Consider the following 16,371-nt stretch of genomic DNA (forward strand, 5'->3'; position numbering starts at 1 on the left):
CTTCCGCTTGCCAATCAGATCTCGCGACCAGTCGCGAATGCCGAGCAGGTCCGCTGGGTCTGCAACGCCTGGGGTCGCTGCGTGTGGCGTCCGGGTCCGAGATGGGTCGCCGGCGGTTGGGGCCCGCGCCCCGTGTGGCGTCCGGGATGGCGTGGCGCTTATGCTTGGGGCGGGCCAGTTTGGCGCCCGCGGCCCGTGTGGGGTCCGCGCCCCGTGTGGGGTCCGCGTCCAGGCTGGGGTCCGCGTCCAGGGTGGGGCTGGTAACGGCCGGTGGTGATCGGAGAGGGGGCGTACATCGGCTGATAACGCCGCGAGTACCGCTTTCATAATATCCGTATCCGCTGCACCGTTAATGCCGCGCAACTCGCCGCTCGCCGGTAAGGGTCCGGCTGTAGCACGTCACGAATCTGCGCTCTCCGCGCCCACGGCAGCAGTCGTGCGCCGGGAGACGCGAACAGATGCGTGTGCGTCCCTTAATCCTGCTTCTCGCTAAACGTCGCGCGGAACGGATGCGCCGGATAGACGCCGACGATGCGAAATTCGCGCGAGAAGAATTTCAGTTCTTCCAGCGCAAAGGCGAGGCCCCTATCATCGGGGTGGCCGTCAACATCGGCATAAAACTGCGTCGCAAAGAAATTGCCGTCGACCATGTAGCTTTCCAATTTCGTCATGTTGACGCTATTGGTGGCGAAGCCGCCGAGCGCCTTGTAGAGCGCGGCCGGCAGGTTGCGTACCCGGAAAACAAAAGTGGTAACCAGCGGGCCAGAGTTTGGCTTGGCCCAATCGGCTTCGCGCGCCAGCACCACGAAGCGCGTAGTGTTGTGGGCTTCGTCCTCGACGTCTTCGGCGAGGATATCGAGGCCGTAGATTTGCGCCGCCAGGCGGGACGCGATCGCGGCCACGCTCTTGTCCTTGCGTTCGGAAACGTCGCGCGCGCTGCCGGCGGTATCGGCCGCAACGATCGGCTTGATGCCGAGCTTGCGGATGATGCGGCGGCATTGCCCGAGCGCGTGGACGTGGCTCTCCACCGTCTTGATGTCCGAGAGCTTTGTGCCCTTCGGTGCCATCAATTGATGGCGGATCGGCAAAAACCATTCACCGACGATGAACAGGCCGGAGGCCGGCAGCAGATGATGGATATCGGCGACCCGGCCGGCGACCGAATTCTCGATCGGGATCATGCCGAGGTCAGCCTCGCCGGAGGAGATCGCGGACAGCGCGTCCTCAAAAGTCGCGCACGGCAACGGCTCGGCGTCGGGATAGGCCTCGACGATGGCGATATGGGAATTGGCGCCAGGCTCGCCCTGGAATGCGATTTTGAGCTTCTTGGTCATGCGGGGCCTTTTAGCAGCGGCTCAGGTTTTTGCCAGCATGCGCCGGGCGGTTTCGAGGTCGGCCGGGGTGTCGACCCCGCGGGGAACGCTGTCGACGATGGTGATGTCGATCCGCATCCCGGCCTCCAGCGCGCGGAGCTGCTCGAGCTTCTCCTGCTGTTCCAGCGGAGACGGCGGCAGCGCCACGAACCGTTCCAGCGCGGCGCGGCGGTAGGCGTAGAGGCCGATATGGTGGTAGCGCGGGCCGTCGCCATGGGGCGCCGTGGCGCGGGTGAAATAGAGCGCACGAAGCCGGTTTGGGCCGATCGGCGAGCCGACCGCCTTCACCACGCTGGGGGCCTGGTCCTCTTCTTCGGTATGGATCTGCGAGGCCAGCGTCGCGATGTCGACGGTGGGGTCGTCGAGCGGTGGCAACGCGGCCCGGATGGTTTCCGGCGCGATCGTGGGAAAGTCGCCCTGCAGGTTGACCACAATCTCAGCCCGCCCATCAGGATCGATCGTCCGCATGGCCTCGTGGATCCGGTCGGAGCCGGAGGGATGATCGGCACGGGTCATCACCACCTCGCCGCCGGCGGCTTTCACGGCGGCCGCGATCTCGGGCGTGTCGGTGGCGACCGCCACCCGGCCGATTTGGGCCTCCTCGGCCCGCCGCAGCACGTGGACGATCATCGGCAGGCCGCCAATGTCGAGCAGCGGCTTGCCGGGCAGGCGGGTTGCCGCCATGCGGGCGGGAATCAGCACCAGGATGCGGATATCGGTCATCGGAACGAGGGTCTGGGGCCTTGCGAAAACAGGCCGGAAATAATGGGGATTGGCGGAAAGTCGGCGCGTTTATACGGGTTGCCAGAGCCCGGGCAAACCGATATCTCAACCTCTGCTGAGGGTGCGGCGCGAAAGGCTGATTCCTGATGCGCACCCGCGGCCGTTTTGCCGGCCTTCAGTCGACCTTCCCGGCCTGGAGCCTGATCCCACTATGGACTCCTTCGAACTCAACAAAATTCTCGGTGCCATCCTCGGTACCTGCCTCGTTATCCTGGTGACGAGCTTTGCCGCTCATGCGATTTTCGCGCCCGTGAAACCGGAAAAGCCGGGCTTTGAGATCGCCGTGAAGGAAGACGCCTCTCACGGTGGAGCCAAGGAAGCCGCAGCTCCCTCCGAGCCGATCGAGAAGCTTTTGCAGACCGCCTCCGTCGAGAAGGGCACCGCCGCCGCGAAGAAGTGCGCCGCTTGCCACACCTTCGAGAAGGGGGGCCCGAACCGCGTCGGCCCGAACCTCTATAATGTCCTGAACGAGCCGAAGGGCGCGGGACGTGGCGGGTTCAATTTCTCGGCCGCCATGAAGGGCAAGGGCGGCACCTGGACCTATGACGATCTCAACAAGTTCCTTGCCAATCCCAAGGCCTTTGTTCCGGGCACCGCGATGGGCTTTGCCGGCATTCCGAAGGACAGCGAGCGCGCCGACGTGATCGCCTATCTGCGCAGCCTTTCGGAAAGCCCGGCCCCGCTGCCGACCGCGGCAAAGTAAGATTTCGACAGTCCTGCAGGGACTTCCGCGCGACATTGCGGCCAGGCATTGCCTGGCCGTTTCGCTATGAGGGATCGCACTGTTGTTGTCGGAGTTGTTACCGGGACTTTTCGCCGCAGCGGCGGTGTTCCCAAGCTGCTATCATGAGGAAAAAGCAACGTAATCTGTCGAACCCTTGCCTTATATTGGGTCCTCACTAGCTCGGCCTCGTTGTTATCGTTGTTCGTGGCAGGGACGGCGAACTTCAAAAGCAACGGATACTGGCGTCAGCAACAGGAATTCTGCATTTGGCCATTACCCGACGACATCTTCTCCAGGGCGGCGCGGTTGCCGCCATGACCCCCGCGCTGGGGCTTGCTCCCGGAATCTCGGCGATTACGCCAGCCTACGCCCAATCGGCGTCCGGCGAACTCACGTGGCAGCATGCGCTGTCGCTGTTCGGCGAAGTCAAGTACCCGGCCGGCTTCAAGCGCTTCGACTACGTCAATCCGGAGGCCCCTAAGGGCGGCACCGTACGTCAGATCCAGATCGGGACGTTTGATAACTTCAACCTTGTGGTTGCCGGCGTCAAAGGATCGCTCGCAGGCGGCGTTCAGTTGATCTACGAATCTCTGATGACGCAGTCGCTGGATGAGGTTTCGACCGAGTACGGCGAATTGGCCGAAGCCGTCAGCCATCCCGAGGATTTCTCCTGGGTCACGTACCGTCTCAGGCAAGAGGCGAAATGGCACGACGGAAAGCCTGTCACGCCTGACGATGTGATCTTCTCACTTGACGCGTTCAAGAAAAATCATCCGCAGTATTCGGCTTACTATCGCCATGTGGTGAAAGCTGAAAAAGTCGGTGATCGCGAGATAAAGTTCAGCTTCGATGCGCCTGGCAATCGCGAGCTCCCGCAGATCGTTGGACAGCTCACGATCTTGCCGAAGCATTGGTGGGAGGGCGCTGACAGCGAGGGCCGCAAGCGCGACATCTCCGCGACGACGCTGGAGAAGCCGCTGGGTTCGGGCCCCTATCGCATCAAGGAGTTTGTCCCAGGAAGGACGCTGACGCTGGAGCGTGTGAAGGACCATTGGGGGCGCGATTCCAGCACGAATGTCGGACGTAACAATTTCGACGAGCTGCGCCTGGAATATTTCCGGGACTCGACGGTCGCACTCGAGGCGTTCAAGGGCGACCAGGTCGATTGGCGCACCGAAAACAGCGCCAAGAACTGGGCGACGGCCTACGACTTCCCGGCCGTCAATGACAAGCGCGTGCTGCTCGAGGAGTTTCCAAACCGCAGTTCCGGAATCATGCAGGCATTCGCGCTGAATATCCGGCGTGAGCAGTTTAGGGATCCGCGCGTGCGCCGCGCGCTGAATTTTGCGTTCGATTTCGAGGAAACGAACAAGCAGATGTTCTTCGGTCAGTACAAGCGCATCAGCAGCTACTTCGATGGCACTGAACTGGCTTCAAGCGGCGTGCCGGAAGGCAGGGAGTTGGAAATACTTGAAGCCGTCCGCGCCGAAGTGCCGCCCGAGGTATTCACGAAGCCCTATACCAATCCGACCGGCGGCAATCCCGAAGCGGTTCGCGAAAATCTACGTGAGGCGCTGCGCTTGCTGAAGGAAGCTGGGTACGAGGTGCGCGAGCGCAAGCTTGTCGATAGCAAGACGGGAGCACAATTTGCGCTCGAATTGCTCGGTGCAGACCCGACCTTCGAACGGGTGATGCTGTTCTTCAAGCCGTCGCTGGAGAGGCTTGGCATCGCCGTCAGCGTGCGCACAATCGATCCGACACAGTATGAGAACCGGCTTCGCAACTGGGATTTCGACGTGGTCGTCTCGTCGTGGGCGGAATCGTTGTCACCCGGAAATGAACAGCGCGAATATTGGGGTTCGCAGGCGGCGGAGATGGCGGGTTCGCGCAATGTCATCGGCATCAAGAATCCGGCCATCGACAAATTGATCGAGCGGCTGATCTATGCCAAGGGTCGGGATGACCTTGTTGCCGCGACCAGGGCACTCGACCGCGTGCTGCTGTGGAATCACTATGTCGTGCCGCAGTGGAATTATCCCAAGGTCCGGACCGCACGCTGGGATCGCTTCGGCAGGCCGTCCGAATTGCCCAAATACGGCCTGTCGGGCTTCCCGTCGCTGTGGTGGTGGGACGCCGACAAGGCAGCCAAGATCGGAAAGCGCAGTTGAAGGGATCGCGCATGGCGCTACTCAATCGCCGGCACGTGCTGGGTCTCGGTGTCGGCGCGCTGAGCGCTGTCGGCCTCAGACCGGCAGCCACCGCTTCCGAGGTGGGCACTGAAACCCACGGCATGTCGGTGTTCGGCGACCTGAAATACCCCGCCGACTTCAAGCATTTCGACTACGTCAATCCGCAAGCGCCGAAAGGCGGATTGTTTTCCACGATCCCGTCGACCCGTGCCTATAATCAGTCCTTCCAGACATTCAATTCCTTCAACGCCTTCATCCTCAAGGGCGAAGGCGCGAAGGGCATGGAGCTGACCTTTGACTCGCTGATGGCGCGCGCCAACGACGAGCCTGACGCGATGTACGGTCTCGCCGCAAAGTCGGTGTGGATCTCGCCTGACAAGTTGACCTACCGTTTCACGATGCGCCCCGAGGCGCGTTTTCATGACGGCTCGAAGATGACGGCGCATGACGTCGTCTTCTCGCTCAACACGCTGAAGGAAAAGGGTCATCCGCTGATCCTGGTACAGCTGCGCGACTTCGTGAAGGCCGAGGCGCTCGACGATGCGATGGTGGCCGTGATCTTCGCGCCAAACCGCGCCCGCGACGTCCCGCTCTATGTTGCAGGCCTGCCGATCTTCTCCAAAGCCTATTACGCGAAGCGCCCGTTCGAGGAATCGACCACCGAGATCCCGCTCGGCTCAGGGCCGTACAAGGTGGGAAAATATGAAATCAACCGCTACGTCGAATACGAACGGGTGAAGGATTGGTGGGCAGCCGATCTTCCCGTCAACCGCGGCAGCCACAATTTCGATACCGTGCGCTATGAGTTCTATCGCGACCGCGACGTGGCGTTCGAAGGCTTTACCGGCAAGAACTATCTCTACCGCGAGGAGTTCACCGCGCGCATCTGGGCGACGCGTTACGACTTTCCGGCGATCAAGGACGGCCGCGTCAAGCGCGAGACGCTACCGGATGAACTGCCGTCGGGTGGACAAGGCTGGTTCTTCAACACCCGCCGCGACAAGTTCAAAGACCCCAAAGTGCGCGAAGCGGTCATCAATGCGTTCGATTTCGAGTGGACCAACAAGACCGTGATGTACGGCGCCTATGCGCGCACGGTGTCGCCGTTCCAGAATTCGGACATGGTGGCGACCGGGCTGCCCTCCCCCGAAGAGCTGAAGCTGCTCGAGCCGTTCCGCGGGCAGGTGCCGAACGAGGTGTTCGGCGAGCCGTTCGTGCCACCGGTATCGGATGGATCGGGCCAGGATCGGCAATTGCTGCGCAAGGCGCAGCAATTGCTGCAGGAGGCAAAGCTTCCCGTCAAGGACGGCAAGCGGCTGATGCCGAACGGTGAGATCTTTGCGATCGAATTCCTGCTCGACGAGCCGTCGTTCCAGCCTCATCACGCGACCTTCATCAAGAATCTCGGTCAGCTCGGCATCGAAGCCAGCATCCGGTTGATTGACGCCGTGCAGTATCGCGCGCGGGTGGAGGCCTTCGATTTCGACGTCGCGATTATGCGCCTGAGCATGTCGCCCACGCCGGGCGACAGCCTGCGGCCGTACTTCACATCGCACGCGGCTGCCACAAAGGGATCGTACAATCTGGCGGGAGTGGCCAATCCCGCGATCGATGCGCTGGTCGACAAGGCCATCGGCGCCGAAACGCGCGCCGATTTGACGATCGCGTGCCGCGCGCTCGATCGTGTGTTCCGGGCCGGCCGCTATTGGGTGCCGCAATGGTATCGCACCAACCACCCGATCGCCTATTGGGACCTGTTCGCGCATCCGCCAAAGCCGGCACGCTACACGCAAGGCACCGGTGCGCCCGACAATTGGTGGTATGACGCCGCCAAGGCCGCGAAGCTCGAACAGGCGAAGTAATTCATGACGGCCTATATCGCCCGCCGCATTCTCCTGATGATCCCGACGCTTCTGGGAATCCTGTTCGTCTCCTTTGTGGTCGTGCAGTTCGCGCCCGGAGGCCCGGTTGAACGGGTCATCGCGCAGCTCTCGGGCGCCGACACTGGCGGCACGTCGCGGGTATCGGGCGGCGGTGGCGATTTCGGCGCGCGCGGCAACCAGGCCGGCGCGGCGGCGGACGCCGTCGGTTCGAAATATCGCGGCGCGCAGGGGCTCGATCCTGACTTTATCAAGAAGCTCGAAGTCCAGTTTGGCTTCGACAAGCCGGCGCCCGAGCGTTTTGCGCTGATGTTGTGGAATTTCGCACGCTTCGATTTCGGCAAGAGCTATTTCCGCGATGTCAGCGTGATCCAGCTCATCAAGGAGAAGCTGCCGGTCTCGATGTCGCTCGGCATCTGGATGACGCTCCTGACCTACCTGATCTCGATCCCGCTCGGCATCCGAAAGGCTGTGCAGGACGGATCAAAGTTCGACACCTGGACCTCGGGCGTGATCATCATCGGCTTTGCGATCCCGGGATTTCTGTTCGCTATTCTCCTGATCGTGCTGTTCGCCGGCGGTTCGTTTTTCAACGTGTTTCCGCTGCGCGGCCTGACCTCGGACGGCTGGGCGCAGTTTCCCTGGTATTGGAAGATCATCGACTATTTCTGGCACATCACGCTGCCGCTGCTCTCGATGGCGCTCGGCGCCTTCGCCACCATGTCGCTGCTCACCAAGAACTCGTTCCTCGATGAGATCCGCAAGCAATATGTCATGACCGCGCGCGCCAAGGGCTGCAGCGAGCGGCAGGTCCTCTACAATCACATCTTCCGCAATGCGATGCTGATCGTGATCGCCGGCTTCCCGAGTGCGTTCATCCACGCCTTTTTCTCCGGCTCGCTGTTGATCGAAACCATCTTCTCGCTCGACGGCCTCGGCCTGCTCGGATTCGAAAGCGTGCTGAACCGCGATTACCCCGTGGTATTTGGAACACTGTTCATCTTTTCGCTGGTCGGTCTCGTGGTCAACCTGATCTCCGACCTCGCTTATATGTGGATCGATCCGAGGATCGATTTTGAGGCGAGGGAAGTCTGATGGCGATGCTCGCGCCCCAGCCGGTCGAAACCACCACGCAGTCACCGCTCGGCGAAGTCGTGCCGCCGGTGCGCCACGCCTTCCAGCCTTCGCCGCTCAATCGTCGCCGCTGGCATAATTTCAAGGCAAACCGCCGCGGCTACTGGTCGTTCTGGGTATTTGCGGTCCTGTTCGTGGTCTCGCTGTTTGCAGAGTTGATCGCCAACGACCGGCCGTTCCTGATCAAATATGACGGGCATCTCTACTGGCCCGCCTTCGTCACCTATTCCGAAACCACTTTCGGTGGCGACTTCGAGACCGCTGCCGACTATCGCGATCCCTACTTGCAGAAGCAGATCGCGGAAAAGGGTGGCACCGTCATCTGGCCGCTGATTCGCTTTTCCTACCACACCCATAATCTCGACCTGCCGACGCCGGCGCCGTCGCCGCCGACCTGGATGCTCACCGAAGCGCAGTGCAAGGAGGTCGTGCAGAAAAAGGGCCTCAAGGGCTGCAGCGACCTCGAATACAACTGGCTCGGCACCGACGACCAGGGCCGCGACGTCGTGGCGCGGCTGATCTATGGTTTTCGCATTTCGGTGCTGTTCGGCCTGACGCTGACGATTGTCTCCTCGATCATCGGCATCGCGGCCGGCGGCGTGCAGGGCTATTTCGGCGGCTGGATCGATCTGACCTTCCAGCGGCTGATCGAGGTCTGGACTGCCATTCCTTCGCTGTATCTGCTGCTGATTCTGTCCTCGGTGCTGGTGCCGGGCTTCTTTGTCCTGCTCGGCATCTTGCTGTTGTTCTCCTGGGTGTCCCTGGTCGGGCTGGTGCGCGCCGAGTTCCTGCGCGGACGAAATTTTGAATATATCCAGGCGGCGCGGGCGCTCGGCGTTTCAAATCCGGTGATCATGTTCCGTCACCTGTTGCCGAACGCGATGGTCGCGACGATGACGTTCCTGCCCTTCATTGTGTCGTCCTCGGTGATGACGCTGACGGCGCTGGATTTTCTCGGCTTCGGCCTGCCGCCCGGTTCGCCGTCGCTCGGCGAATTGCTGTCGCAAGCAAAGGCAAACGTGCAGGCGCCCTGGCTCGGTTTCACCGGCTTCTTCTCGGTCGCAATCATGCTGTCGCTTTTGATCTTCATCGGCGAAGCCGCGCGCGACGCCTTCGATCCGCGCAAGACGTTCAGGTAGGGGCCACGGGCATGGACGCTATCAATCAGCCCCTGCTCGATGTCCGCGACCTCTCGGTGGCGTTCGGCAACACGCTCGCGGTCGATCAGGTCTCGTTTTCCGTCAAGCGCGGCGAATGCGTGGCCCTCGTCGGCGAGTCCGGCTCCGGAAAGTCCGTCAGCGCATTGTCGATCCTGAAGCTGTTGCCGTATCCGGGCGCCTCGCATCCCTCTGGCAACATCCGCTTCCGCGGCCGCGAGCTATTGACCGCGGCGGAAAGCGAGATGCGCGAGATCCGCGGCAACGACATCTCGATCATCTTTCAGGAGCCGATGACCTCGCTCAATCCGCTGCACACGATCGAGGCGCAGATTGGCGAGATTCTGCTCCTGCACAGCGGCATTAGCGGACAGACGGCGCGGGCGCGGACGCTGGAGCTCCTGACGCAGGTCGGCATTCCCGATCCCGAAACCCGGCTGAAGAGCTATCCGCATCAACTGTCCGGCGGCCAGCGCCAGCGCGTCATGATCGCGATGGCGCTCGCCAACGAGCCGGACCTTTTGATCGCGGACGAGCCCACCACCGCGCTCGATGTCACCGTGCAGGCCCAGATCCTGGCGCTGCTCGCCGAAATCAGGTCGCGGCTCGGCATGAGCATGCTGTTCATCACCCATGACCTCGGCATCGTCCGCCGCATCGCCGACGTCGTCTGCGTGATGAATTCGGGCAAGATCGTCGAGCAGGGACCGGTCGAAGAGGTCTTCACCGCGCCGAAACATGCCTATACCCGCGCGCTGCTTGCGGCAGAGCCGAAGCCGGATCCGGCGCCGCCGCGGCCCAACGAGCCGGTGGTGATGTCGGCCGACAATCTCAAGGTCTGGTTTCCGATCAAGCGCGGACTGTTGCGCTCGACCGTCGGTCATATCAAGGCGGTGGATGGCGTCAGCATCGCGGTGCGCAAGGGCGAGACGCTCGGCGTCGTCGGCGAATCCGGCTCGGGCAAGACCACGCTGGGGCTGGCGCTGCTCCGGCTGATTTCCTCTGATGGCCCGATCGTGTTCCTCGGCAACAACATCCAGGGCCTGCGCTTCAAGGCTATGCTGCCGTTCCGTCGCGACATGCAGATCGTGTTTCAGGACCCGTTCGGCGCGCTGAGCCCGCGCATGTCGGTCGGCGATATCGTCGCCGAGGGATTGAGCGTGCATCAGAAGTCGCTGTCGTATGAGGAGCGCGAGACGCGCGTCGTCAAGGCGCTGCGAGACGTCGGCCTCGATCCGGAAACGCGCTTCCGCTATCCGCATGAATTCTCCGGCGGCCAGCGCCAGCGTATCTCGATCGCGCGCGCGGTGGTGCTGGAGCCGAATTTCGTCGTGCTGGACGAGCCGACCTCAGCGCTCGACATGCTGTTCCAGGCGCAGATGGTCGACCTGTTGCGCGAGTTGCAGCGCAAGCGCGACCTGACCTACATGTTCATCTCGCACGATCTGCGCGTCGTGGCTTCGCTGGCGAGCCACCTGATCGTGATGCGCCACGGCAAGGTGGTGGAGGAGGGGGCCGCCGCGGAGCTCTTCAAGAATCCGAAGAGCGACTACACCCGCGCCCTGTTCGCCGCCGCGTTCCGGATCGAGGCCGTGCCGGAGGCGTAGTAGAGGTCGTCATTCATACGCCGCGGCTTCTCGGCTCAATCGCCAGTTCTCTGGAATACCGTCATCACCTGCAGGCGGGTGATGACGGTGAAGCTTGCGGCTACAACCGCTTGATCGCCGTGACCTCGCTGCCGACCGCCTTGATCCGCGCAATTGCCTCTCGGGTGTTCTCGATCACGGTCGCCATGTGATGCGCGTTGGCGTGCACGATGGTGTCGGCGTCGCGGACGATGGCGACGTGCCCTTTCCAGAAAATCAGGTCGCCGCGTTGTAATCGCTTCGCCTCGGCTGCGTCGAGCGTTCGACCGAGCCCATCCTGCTGCATATCGCTGTCGCGCGGGCAGCCGGTGCCGGCGGCGTTCAGCGAAACCTGGACGAGGCCGGAGCAATCGATGCCGAGCGAGCTCTTGCCGCCCCACAGATAGGGCGTGCCGACGAAACGTTCGGCGACCGCGACGAAATCCTTTTCCATCGCGTCGAGGCTGCCGACATGCCGTCGCGGCAGATACCAGCCTTCGTTCGTGACGGCGAACGCGCCGTCTTCACGGGCAACCGTTACGCGCGCACCCAAAGAAAGCGTCTCGACCGGCGACAGCTTGATCGACGGGCCCGGGAACGCGAACGTCCGCAAAGCGGTGATCTTGTGCGTCGGCGCGGCCGCAGGCTTTGTCAGCGCCGCATCCGGAATCCAGCCGACATAGCCGTCGCTGTTCAGTTGCCCCCAGGCAAAGCCCTCGCCGTTGTGGTCGTAGATGGTGACGCGCTCGCCCTTCAGCGCTTGCGTCGACAGCATGGCATCCGCAGCAGGTCCCTCGCGCATTGGCGCGATGGCATCGCGCACGCCAAATTCCTCGCCCACGACGAAGCGCGCGGCCTTCACCTTGCCTTCGAGATATTTCGCGGCGACTTCGGGCCGTGCCGGCGTCAGGCGCGGATCATCCATAGCGTTCGCTCAGCAGTTTGTAGATCGCGCGAGCGGCCTGGCATTCACCGCCTTCGGGACGCGCGGGTTTTGCCGAAGGCGTCCAGCCGTAGATATCGACATGCAGCCAGCTCTTTGCATCGGTGACGAAGCGCTGCAGGAACAGCGCGCAGGTGATCGAGCCGGCAAAGCCGCCGGACGGTGCGTTGTTGATGTCGGCCACTTTGGAGTCGAGCCAGGAATCGTAAGGCGGCCACAGCGGCATTCGCCACAACGGATCGTTCTCCCCTTTTGCGTGGGCGGCAACGGCTTCGGCCAGTGTCTCATCATGGGTGTAAAAGGGCGGTAAATCCGGCCCCAACGCCACCCGCGCCGCTCCCGTCAGGGTGCCGAGGTCCACCAGTAGATCCGGCTTCTCTTCGTCCGCCAGCGCCAATGCATCCGCCAGCACCAGCCGTCCCTCGGCGTCGGTGTTGCCGATCTCCACCGTCGGTCCCTTGCGCGATTGGAAGATGTCGAGCGGGCGGAAGGCGTTGCCGGCCACCGCGTTCTCGACCGCGGGGATCAGCACGCGTAGCCGGACCTTCAGCTTCGCATCCATCACCATCTGCGCCAGCGCCAGCACGTTGGCGGCGCCGCCCATGTCCTTTTTCATGATCAACATGCCGCTCGACGGCTTCAGGTCGAGGCCGCCGGTGTCGAAACAGACGCCCTTGCCGACCAGCGTCACTTTGGGATGGGCGGGATCGCCCCAGCTCAGATCGATCAGGCGCGGGGCGCGCGTCGAGGCCATGCCGACGGCGTGGATCAGCGGAAAGTTCTGCTTCACGAGCTCATCGCCGATGATGCAGTTGAACGTGGCGCCGAATCGCGTCGCCAACGCTTGCGCCGCCTGCGCCAGTTCTTCCGGGCCCATATCGTTCGACGGCGTATTGATCAGGTCGCGCGCAAGTGCTGCCGCCTCCGCCATCCGCGCGATATCGGTGACATCGATGCCGTCGGGCGGCACCAGCCGGACGTCGGGCCGTTCCGCCTTGCGATAGCGGCCGAACCGATAGGTGCCGAGCGCAAAGGCCAGCGTCGCGAGCCGCACATCATGCGGCGCATTGGCAAAGCGATAGACGCCCGGCGGCAGCAGGCCCGGCAGGGCGCCGGGCCTGAACAGATCGCGGGATTTGCTGCTCTCTTCCTCGATGCCGAAAACGACCTGTGCGATCTTCCCGTCGGGCGCGGGCAACGTCAGGCATTTGCCGGGCTTGGCGGTGAAGTCATTGGCCGCCGCAAACTGCCGGGCCTGCTCGGGAAGCTCCCTGGCGATCGCGGCCCAATTCGTTTTGGTGGCGAAAATGATCGGAATGGCAGCGGCGTCGGGCGCGGTCTCGAACGGGGATTGCATGCGGGTCTCGCGGAAGGGGACGGGTGGGTGGTGCCGATGGCATAGCACGGCCAATTAACCGGTCGTTAGGGTTAACAGTCTATTGCTGGCTCGTTCGGCTCCATTCGTCAGCCATTTCCCCGTGAGTTGAAGTGCCATGCGTCGACAGTCCAGCCATTCCCGGTCTCTTGCCGGGTCTCTCGCTCGGTTCCTCTCCTCCGCGGCCGTGACGGCGGTTCTCGCCGCAGGCCTTGGCGGCTGCCAGACCATGTCCGACATAACGGGGTCGCTGACCTCATCGTCATCGTCCTCCAAGGCGCAAGCCGCTCCCGACGATCCGCGCCGCGCGGTCGAGGTTTACGGCGAGCGATATCGCGCCAATCCCAAGGATGCGGAGGCGGCCTTGGGATACGGCCAGGCGCTGCGCGCCACCGGCCAGCGGGCGCAGGCCGCCGCCGTGCTCGAACAGGCCACCATCGCCAATTCCGGCAACAAGGCGCTGCTTGCCGCTTACGGCCGCGCGCTCGCCGATAACGGCAATTCGCAGGCGGCCTTCGACGTGCTCAGCCGCGCCCATTCACCCGCCAATCCCGACTGGCGCATTCTTTCAGTGCAGGGCACCACGCTCGACAAGATGGGCAAGCACGAGGAGGCCCGGGGCTATTATGCGAGCGCGCTGAAGATCGTGCCGGAAGAGCCGTCGGTGCTGTCCAATCTCGGTCTCTCCTACATGCTGACGCGGGAATTGCCGAAAGCCGAGGAGACGCTGCGGCGCGCCCATTCCAATCCCCGCGCCGACGCAAGGGTGCGGCAGAACCTGGCGCTCGTGGTCGGCCTGCAGGGCCGCTTCGCGGAAGCCGAGACCATCGCCAAGGGCGACCTGCCGGCCGACGAGGCGACCGCCAACGTGGCCTATTTGCGGGAAATGCTGAGCCGCAAGGATAGCCCGCGCAATGGCGGCAAGACCGTGCCGGTCGCAGCCCTCAATCGGCCCGACTGATTATCGCAGTCGTCAACGCCCGCCAAGGCGGGGATCCAGTATTCCAGAGCTGTTCGTAATCGCGCCCGGCGGCGCGGCGTACCGCCACGCCTTGTCCTCGCGTCGCCCAAACTGCGGCACCCCAACACTTCTGCGTCAAGACTTCTGTGTCAAGATTTTGCCGGGGCCTTTCCGTGCTGGCTTGCCGAAGTCCTGGCGAGGCAGCAAGCCCGCGCGACGACGACGGTCGAAGGCGCGGCGTCCGCCGCGCCCGCTGTTCGCGTTACGGCATCATCTGGATCTTGATGTAGGTCGGTCCGAGAATGACGATGAACAGGCACGGCAGGAAGAACAGGATCATCGGCACGGTGAGCTTCGGCGGCAGCGCGGCCGCCTTCTTCTCGGCCTCGTTCATCCGCATGTCGCGGTTTTCCTGCGCCATCACGCGCAGGCTCTGGCCGAGCGGAGTGCCGTAGCGTTCCGACTGCATCAGCGCCAGGCAGACCGACTTCACGCCCTCAAGGCCGGTGCGCTTGGCCAGGTTCTCGTAAGCCACCTTGCGGTCTTGCAGGTAGGACAATTCGGCCGTGGTCAGCGAGAATTCCTCCGACAGCGCGATCGACTGCGATGTAATTTCGGTGGCGACCTTGCGGAAGGCGACTTCGACCGACATGCCGGACTCGATGCAGATCAGCAGCAGGTCGAGTGCGTCGGGAAAGGCGCGGCGGATCGAGAGCTGGCGCTTGCTGATGGCATTCTTCAGGAACAGCATCGGGGCCTGCAGCCCGAGATAGGCGGCGGCGACGCAGATGCCGAGCTTGACCGTCAGCGATTTGTCCATCTGCGTGATCACGAACACATAGAGGGCCGCGCCGATAAACAGTACGATCGGTGTCACCGCGCGGGCAAACAGGAACGTGACGTAGGGCGCGTGGCCGCGATATCCGGCCATGATCAGCTTGTCGCGCGCGGCTTCCTGCGCCAGCCATTTGGTCAGGTTGAAATCTTCCACCACCTTGGAAACGAGTTGCTTCGGGGTTTGCCGCAGCGACACCTTCTCCGATTTGACAAGGCGCTCGCGCTCGCGCTGCCGGAGCCGTTCGCGCTCGCTGGCAACCGCCTTCATGCGCTTGGCGAGGCCTTCGCCGGCAAACAGCGGCATGATCAGCGTATAGGCGGTCGCGCTCGCCGCGATGGCGGCAAGCAGCATCGTCATGAACCGCGCGTCGTGCATCTTGGCGATCAGAAAATCAATCATGGCTGCACCGTCAGAAGTCGAAATTGATCATTTTTTGCATCACCAGGACGCCGATCGTCATCCAGACGACGCAGCACACCAGCATGAGCTGACCGATTTGATGGGTCCAGAGCAGCGCGATGTAGTCGGGCGTCGACATCCAGACCAGCAGCATCACGATCGGCGGCAGCGAGCCGATGATGCTCGCGGAGGCCTTGGCTTCCGTCGACATCGCCTTGATCTTCTCCCCCATCTTCTTGCGGTCGCGCAGCACCTTGGAGAGGTTGCCGAGCGCTTCCGACAGGTTGCCGCCCGACTTCTGCTGGATCGCGACCACGATGCCGAAGAAGTTTGCCTCCGGTAGCGGCATCCGCTCATATAGCCGCGCGCAGGCCTCGCCGAGCGGCATGCCGATGGTCTGGGTTTCGATGATGGCGCTGAATTCGCTCCTGAGCGGCTCGGGTGAATCGGCTGCCACCACCTTGATCGATTCGAACAGCGGCAGACCGGCCTTGATGCCTCGCACGATGACGTCGACGGCGTCGGGCAGCGCCTTCAGGAACGCCTTCTCGCGGCGCTTCTTGAGAAAGCCCAGGACCCAGCGCGGCAGGCCGAGGCCGGTGCCGAAAGCCATCACGGCGGCGCCCAGCAGGCCGCCGCCGATCACAAAGGCGAGCACGAATCCGACCGCGCCGGAAATGCCTGACACGATCCAGAATTTCTGGGGTGTCCAGGATCCCAAACCCGCCTGTGCTAGGCGGGTGGTGAGCGGGACGGACTTCTCCTTCTTGCGTCGCGCGTCGAGTTCCTTCAGCGATCCCTCGACCTGCTCACGGCGCGAACGCTGGGTTTTCTCGGCCTGACGCGCCGGAGCGTCGGAACGCGCGATCGAGGCGCGGCGAGATTCGGCCTTCCTCTGGCCCGACAGCGATGGATAGATGAATACCCAGGCCAGGCCGCCAATGGCGGTAGCGGCGAGAAACGCCAGTGCGAGCGTCTGTATGCTCATGG

The 16,371-nt window shown here is 63.1% G+C and carries 13 protein-coding genes; 7 read left to right on the plus strand and 6 right to left on the minus strand.

The window, feature by feature from the left end; translation table 11 throughout:
* Positions 1–473: 473 nt before the first annotated feature.
* Together V1294_RS07370 and V1294_RS07375 are read right to left on the minus strand one after the other, a co-directional pair.
* A complete protein-coding gene (locus V1294_RS07370) occupies positions 474–1,334 on the minus strand; it encodes a prephenate dehydratase (RefSeq protein WP_334496093.1) in 861 nt (286 codons plus the stop codon).
* 21 nt (positions 1,335–1,355) lie between these two features.
* Positions 1,356–2,096 carry a 3-deoxy-manno-octulosonate cytidylyltransferase gene (locus V1294_RS07375; RefSeq protein WP_334496094.1) on the minus strand — a complete coding sequence of 247 codons (741 nt, stop codon included), beginning with the start codon at positions 2,094–2,096 and terminating at the stop codon, positions 1,356–1,358.
* A gap of 211 nt (positions 2,097–2,307) precedes the next feature.
* On the opposite strand from V1294_RS07375, the gene V1294_RS07380 reads away from it, so the two are divergent.
* From V1294_RS07380 to V1294_RS07405, 6 genes are all read left to right on the plus strand, one after another.
* Entirely contained in the window at positions 2,308–2,859 is a 552-nt protein-coding gene (locus V1294_RS07380; protein WP_334496096.1) for a c-type cytochrome, read from the plus strand.
* Positions 2,860–3,146: 287 nt separating this feature from the next.
* Complete coding sequence (locus tag V1294_RS07385; RefSeq protein ID WP_334496098.1) at positions 3,147–5,048, plus strand: extracellular solute-binding protein; 1,902 nt, start codon at positions 3,147–3,149, stop codon at positions 5,046–5,048.
* Between the two features lie 11 nt (positions 5,049–5,059).
* A complete protein-coding gene (locus tag V1294_RS07390; RefSeq protein WP_334496100.1) occupies positions 5,060–6,931 on the plus strand; it encodes an extracellular solute-binding protein in 1,872 nt (623 codons plus the stop codon).
* Positions 6,932–6,934: 3 nt separating this feature from the next.
* Complete coding sequence (locus tag V1294_RS07395; protein ID WP_334476860.1) at positions 6,935–8,044, plus strand: microcin C ABC transporter permease YejB; 1,110 nt, start codon at positions 6,935–6,937, stop codon at positions 8,042–8,044.
* Positions 8,044–9,222 (plus strand): ABC transporter permease, encoded by a 1,179-nt coding sequence (locus V1294_RS07400; RefSeq protein ID WP_334476862.1) that lies wholly within the window; start codon positions 8,044–8,046, stop codon positions 9,220–9,222. The genes V1294_RS07395 and V1294_RS07400 overlap by 1 nt, the downstream gene beginning before the upstream one ends.
* An 11-nt stretch (positions 9,223–9,233) precedes the next feature.
* Positions 9,234–10,847, plus strand: a complete 1,614-nt coding sequence (locus V1294_RS07405; protein WP_334496101.1) for an ABC transporter ATP-binding protein — start codon at positions 9,234–9,236, stop codon at positions 10,845–10,847.
* A 100-nt stretch (positions 10,848–10,947) separates the two neighbouring features.
* Here the strand turns inward: V1294_RS07405 and V1294_RS07410 are convergent, their stop codons facing one another.
* Both V1294_RS07410 and V1294_RS07415 read right to left on the minus strand, forming a co-directional pair.
* Entirely contained in the window at positions 10,948–11,790 is an 843-nt protein-coding gene (locus V1294_RS07410) for a C40 family peptidase (protein WP_334496103.1), read from the minus strand.
* Complete coding sequence (locus tag V1294_RS07415) at positions 11,783–13,165, minus strand: leucyl aminopeptidase family protein (protein ID WP_334496105.1); 1,383 nt, start codon at positions 13,163–13,165, stop codon at positions 11,783–11,785. Before V1294_RS07415 ends, V1294_RS07410 begins: the two co-directional genes overlap by 8 nt.
* A 136-nt stretch (positions 13,166–13,301) precedes the next feature.
* On the opposite strand from V1294_RS07415, the gene V1294_RS07420 reads away from it, so the two are divergent.
* On the plus strand, positions 13,302–14,144 hold the full coding sequence (locus tag V1294_RS07420) for a tetratricopeptide repeat protein (RefSeq protein ID WP_334496107.1): 843 nt from the start codon (positions 13,302–13,304) through the stop codon (positions 14,142–14,144).
* A gap of 262 nt (positions 14,145–14,406) precedes the next feature.
* On the opposite strand, the gene V1294_RS07425 is transcribed toward V1294_RS07420, so the two are convergent.
* Together V1294_RS07425 and V1294_RS07430 are read right to left on the minus strand one after the other, a co-directional pair.
* Positions 14,407–15,381, minus strand: a complete 975-nt coding sequence (locus tag V1294_RS07425) for a type II secretion system F family protein (RefSeq protein ID WP_334476873.1) — start codon at positions 15,379–15,381, stop codon at positions 14,407–14,409.
* 10 nt (positions 15,382–15,391) lie between these two features.
* Positions 15,392–16,369 (minus strand): type II secretion system F family protein, encoded by a 978-nt coding sequence (locus tag V1294_RS07430; protein WP_334496109.1) that lies wholly within the window; start codon positions 16,367–16,369, stop codon positions 15,392–15,394.
* Positions 16,370–16,371: the final 2 nt, after the last annotated feature.

This window comes from Bradyrhizobium sp. AZCC 1678 (assembly GCF_036924765.1).
Lineage (GTDB): Bacteria > Pseudomonadota > Alphaproteobacteria > Rhizobiales > Xanthobacteraceae > Bradyrhizobium > Bradyrhizobium algeriense.

Bases quoted from the DNA above. Each gene is read 5' to 3' on its own strand.
- V1294_RS07405 (WP_334496101.1), top strand. From the start codon at position 9,234: ATGGACGCTATCAATCAGCCCCTGCTCGATGTCCGCGACCTCTCGGTG.
- V1294_RS07420 (WP_334496107.1), top strand. From the start codon at position 13,302: ATGCGTCGACAGTCCAGCCATTCCCGGTCTCTTGCCGGGTCTCTCGCT.
- V1294_RS07395 (WP_334476860.1), top strand. From the start codon at position 6,935: ATGACGGCCTATATCGCCCGCCGCATTCTCCTGATGATCCCGACGCTT.
- V1294_RS07425 (WP_334476873.1), bottom strand. From the start codon at position 15,381: ATGATTGATTTTCTGATCGCCAAGATGCACGACGCGCGGTTCATGACG.
- V1294_RS07390 (WP_334496100.1), top strand. From the start codon at position 5,060: ATGGCGCTACTCAATCGCCGGCACGTGCTGGGTCTCGGTGTCGGCGCG.
- V1294_RS07415 (WP_334496105.1), bottom strand. From the start codon at position 13,165: ATGCAATCCCCGTTCGAGACCGCGCCCGACGCCGCTGCCATTCCGATC.
- V1294_RS07400 (WP_334476862.1), top strand. From the start codon at position 8,044: ATGGCGATGCTCGCGCCCCAGCCGGTCGAAACCACCACGCAGTCACCG.
- V1294_RS07410 (WP_334496103.1), bottom strand. From the start codon at position 11,790: ATGGATGATCCGCGCCTGACGCCGGCACGGCCCGAAGTCGCCGCGAAA.
- V1294_RS07380 (WP_334496096.1), top strand. From the start codon at position 2,308: ATGGACTCCTTCGAACTCAACAAAATTCTCGGTGCCATCCTCGGTACC.
- V1294_RS07430 (WP_334496109.1), bottom strand. From the start codon at position 16,369: ATGAGCATACAGACGCTCGCACTGGCGTTTCTCGCCGCTACCGCCATT.
- V1294_RS07370 (WP_334496093.1), bottom strand. From the start codon at position 1,334: ATGACCAAGAAGCTCAAAATCGCATTCCAGGGCGAGCCTGGCGCCAAT.
- V1294_RS07375 (WP_334496094.1), bottom strand. From the start codon at position 2,096: ATGACCGATATCCGCATCCTGGTGCTGATTCCCGCCCGCATGGCGGCA.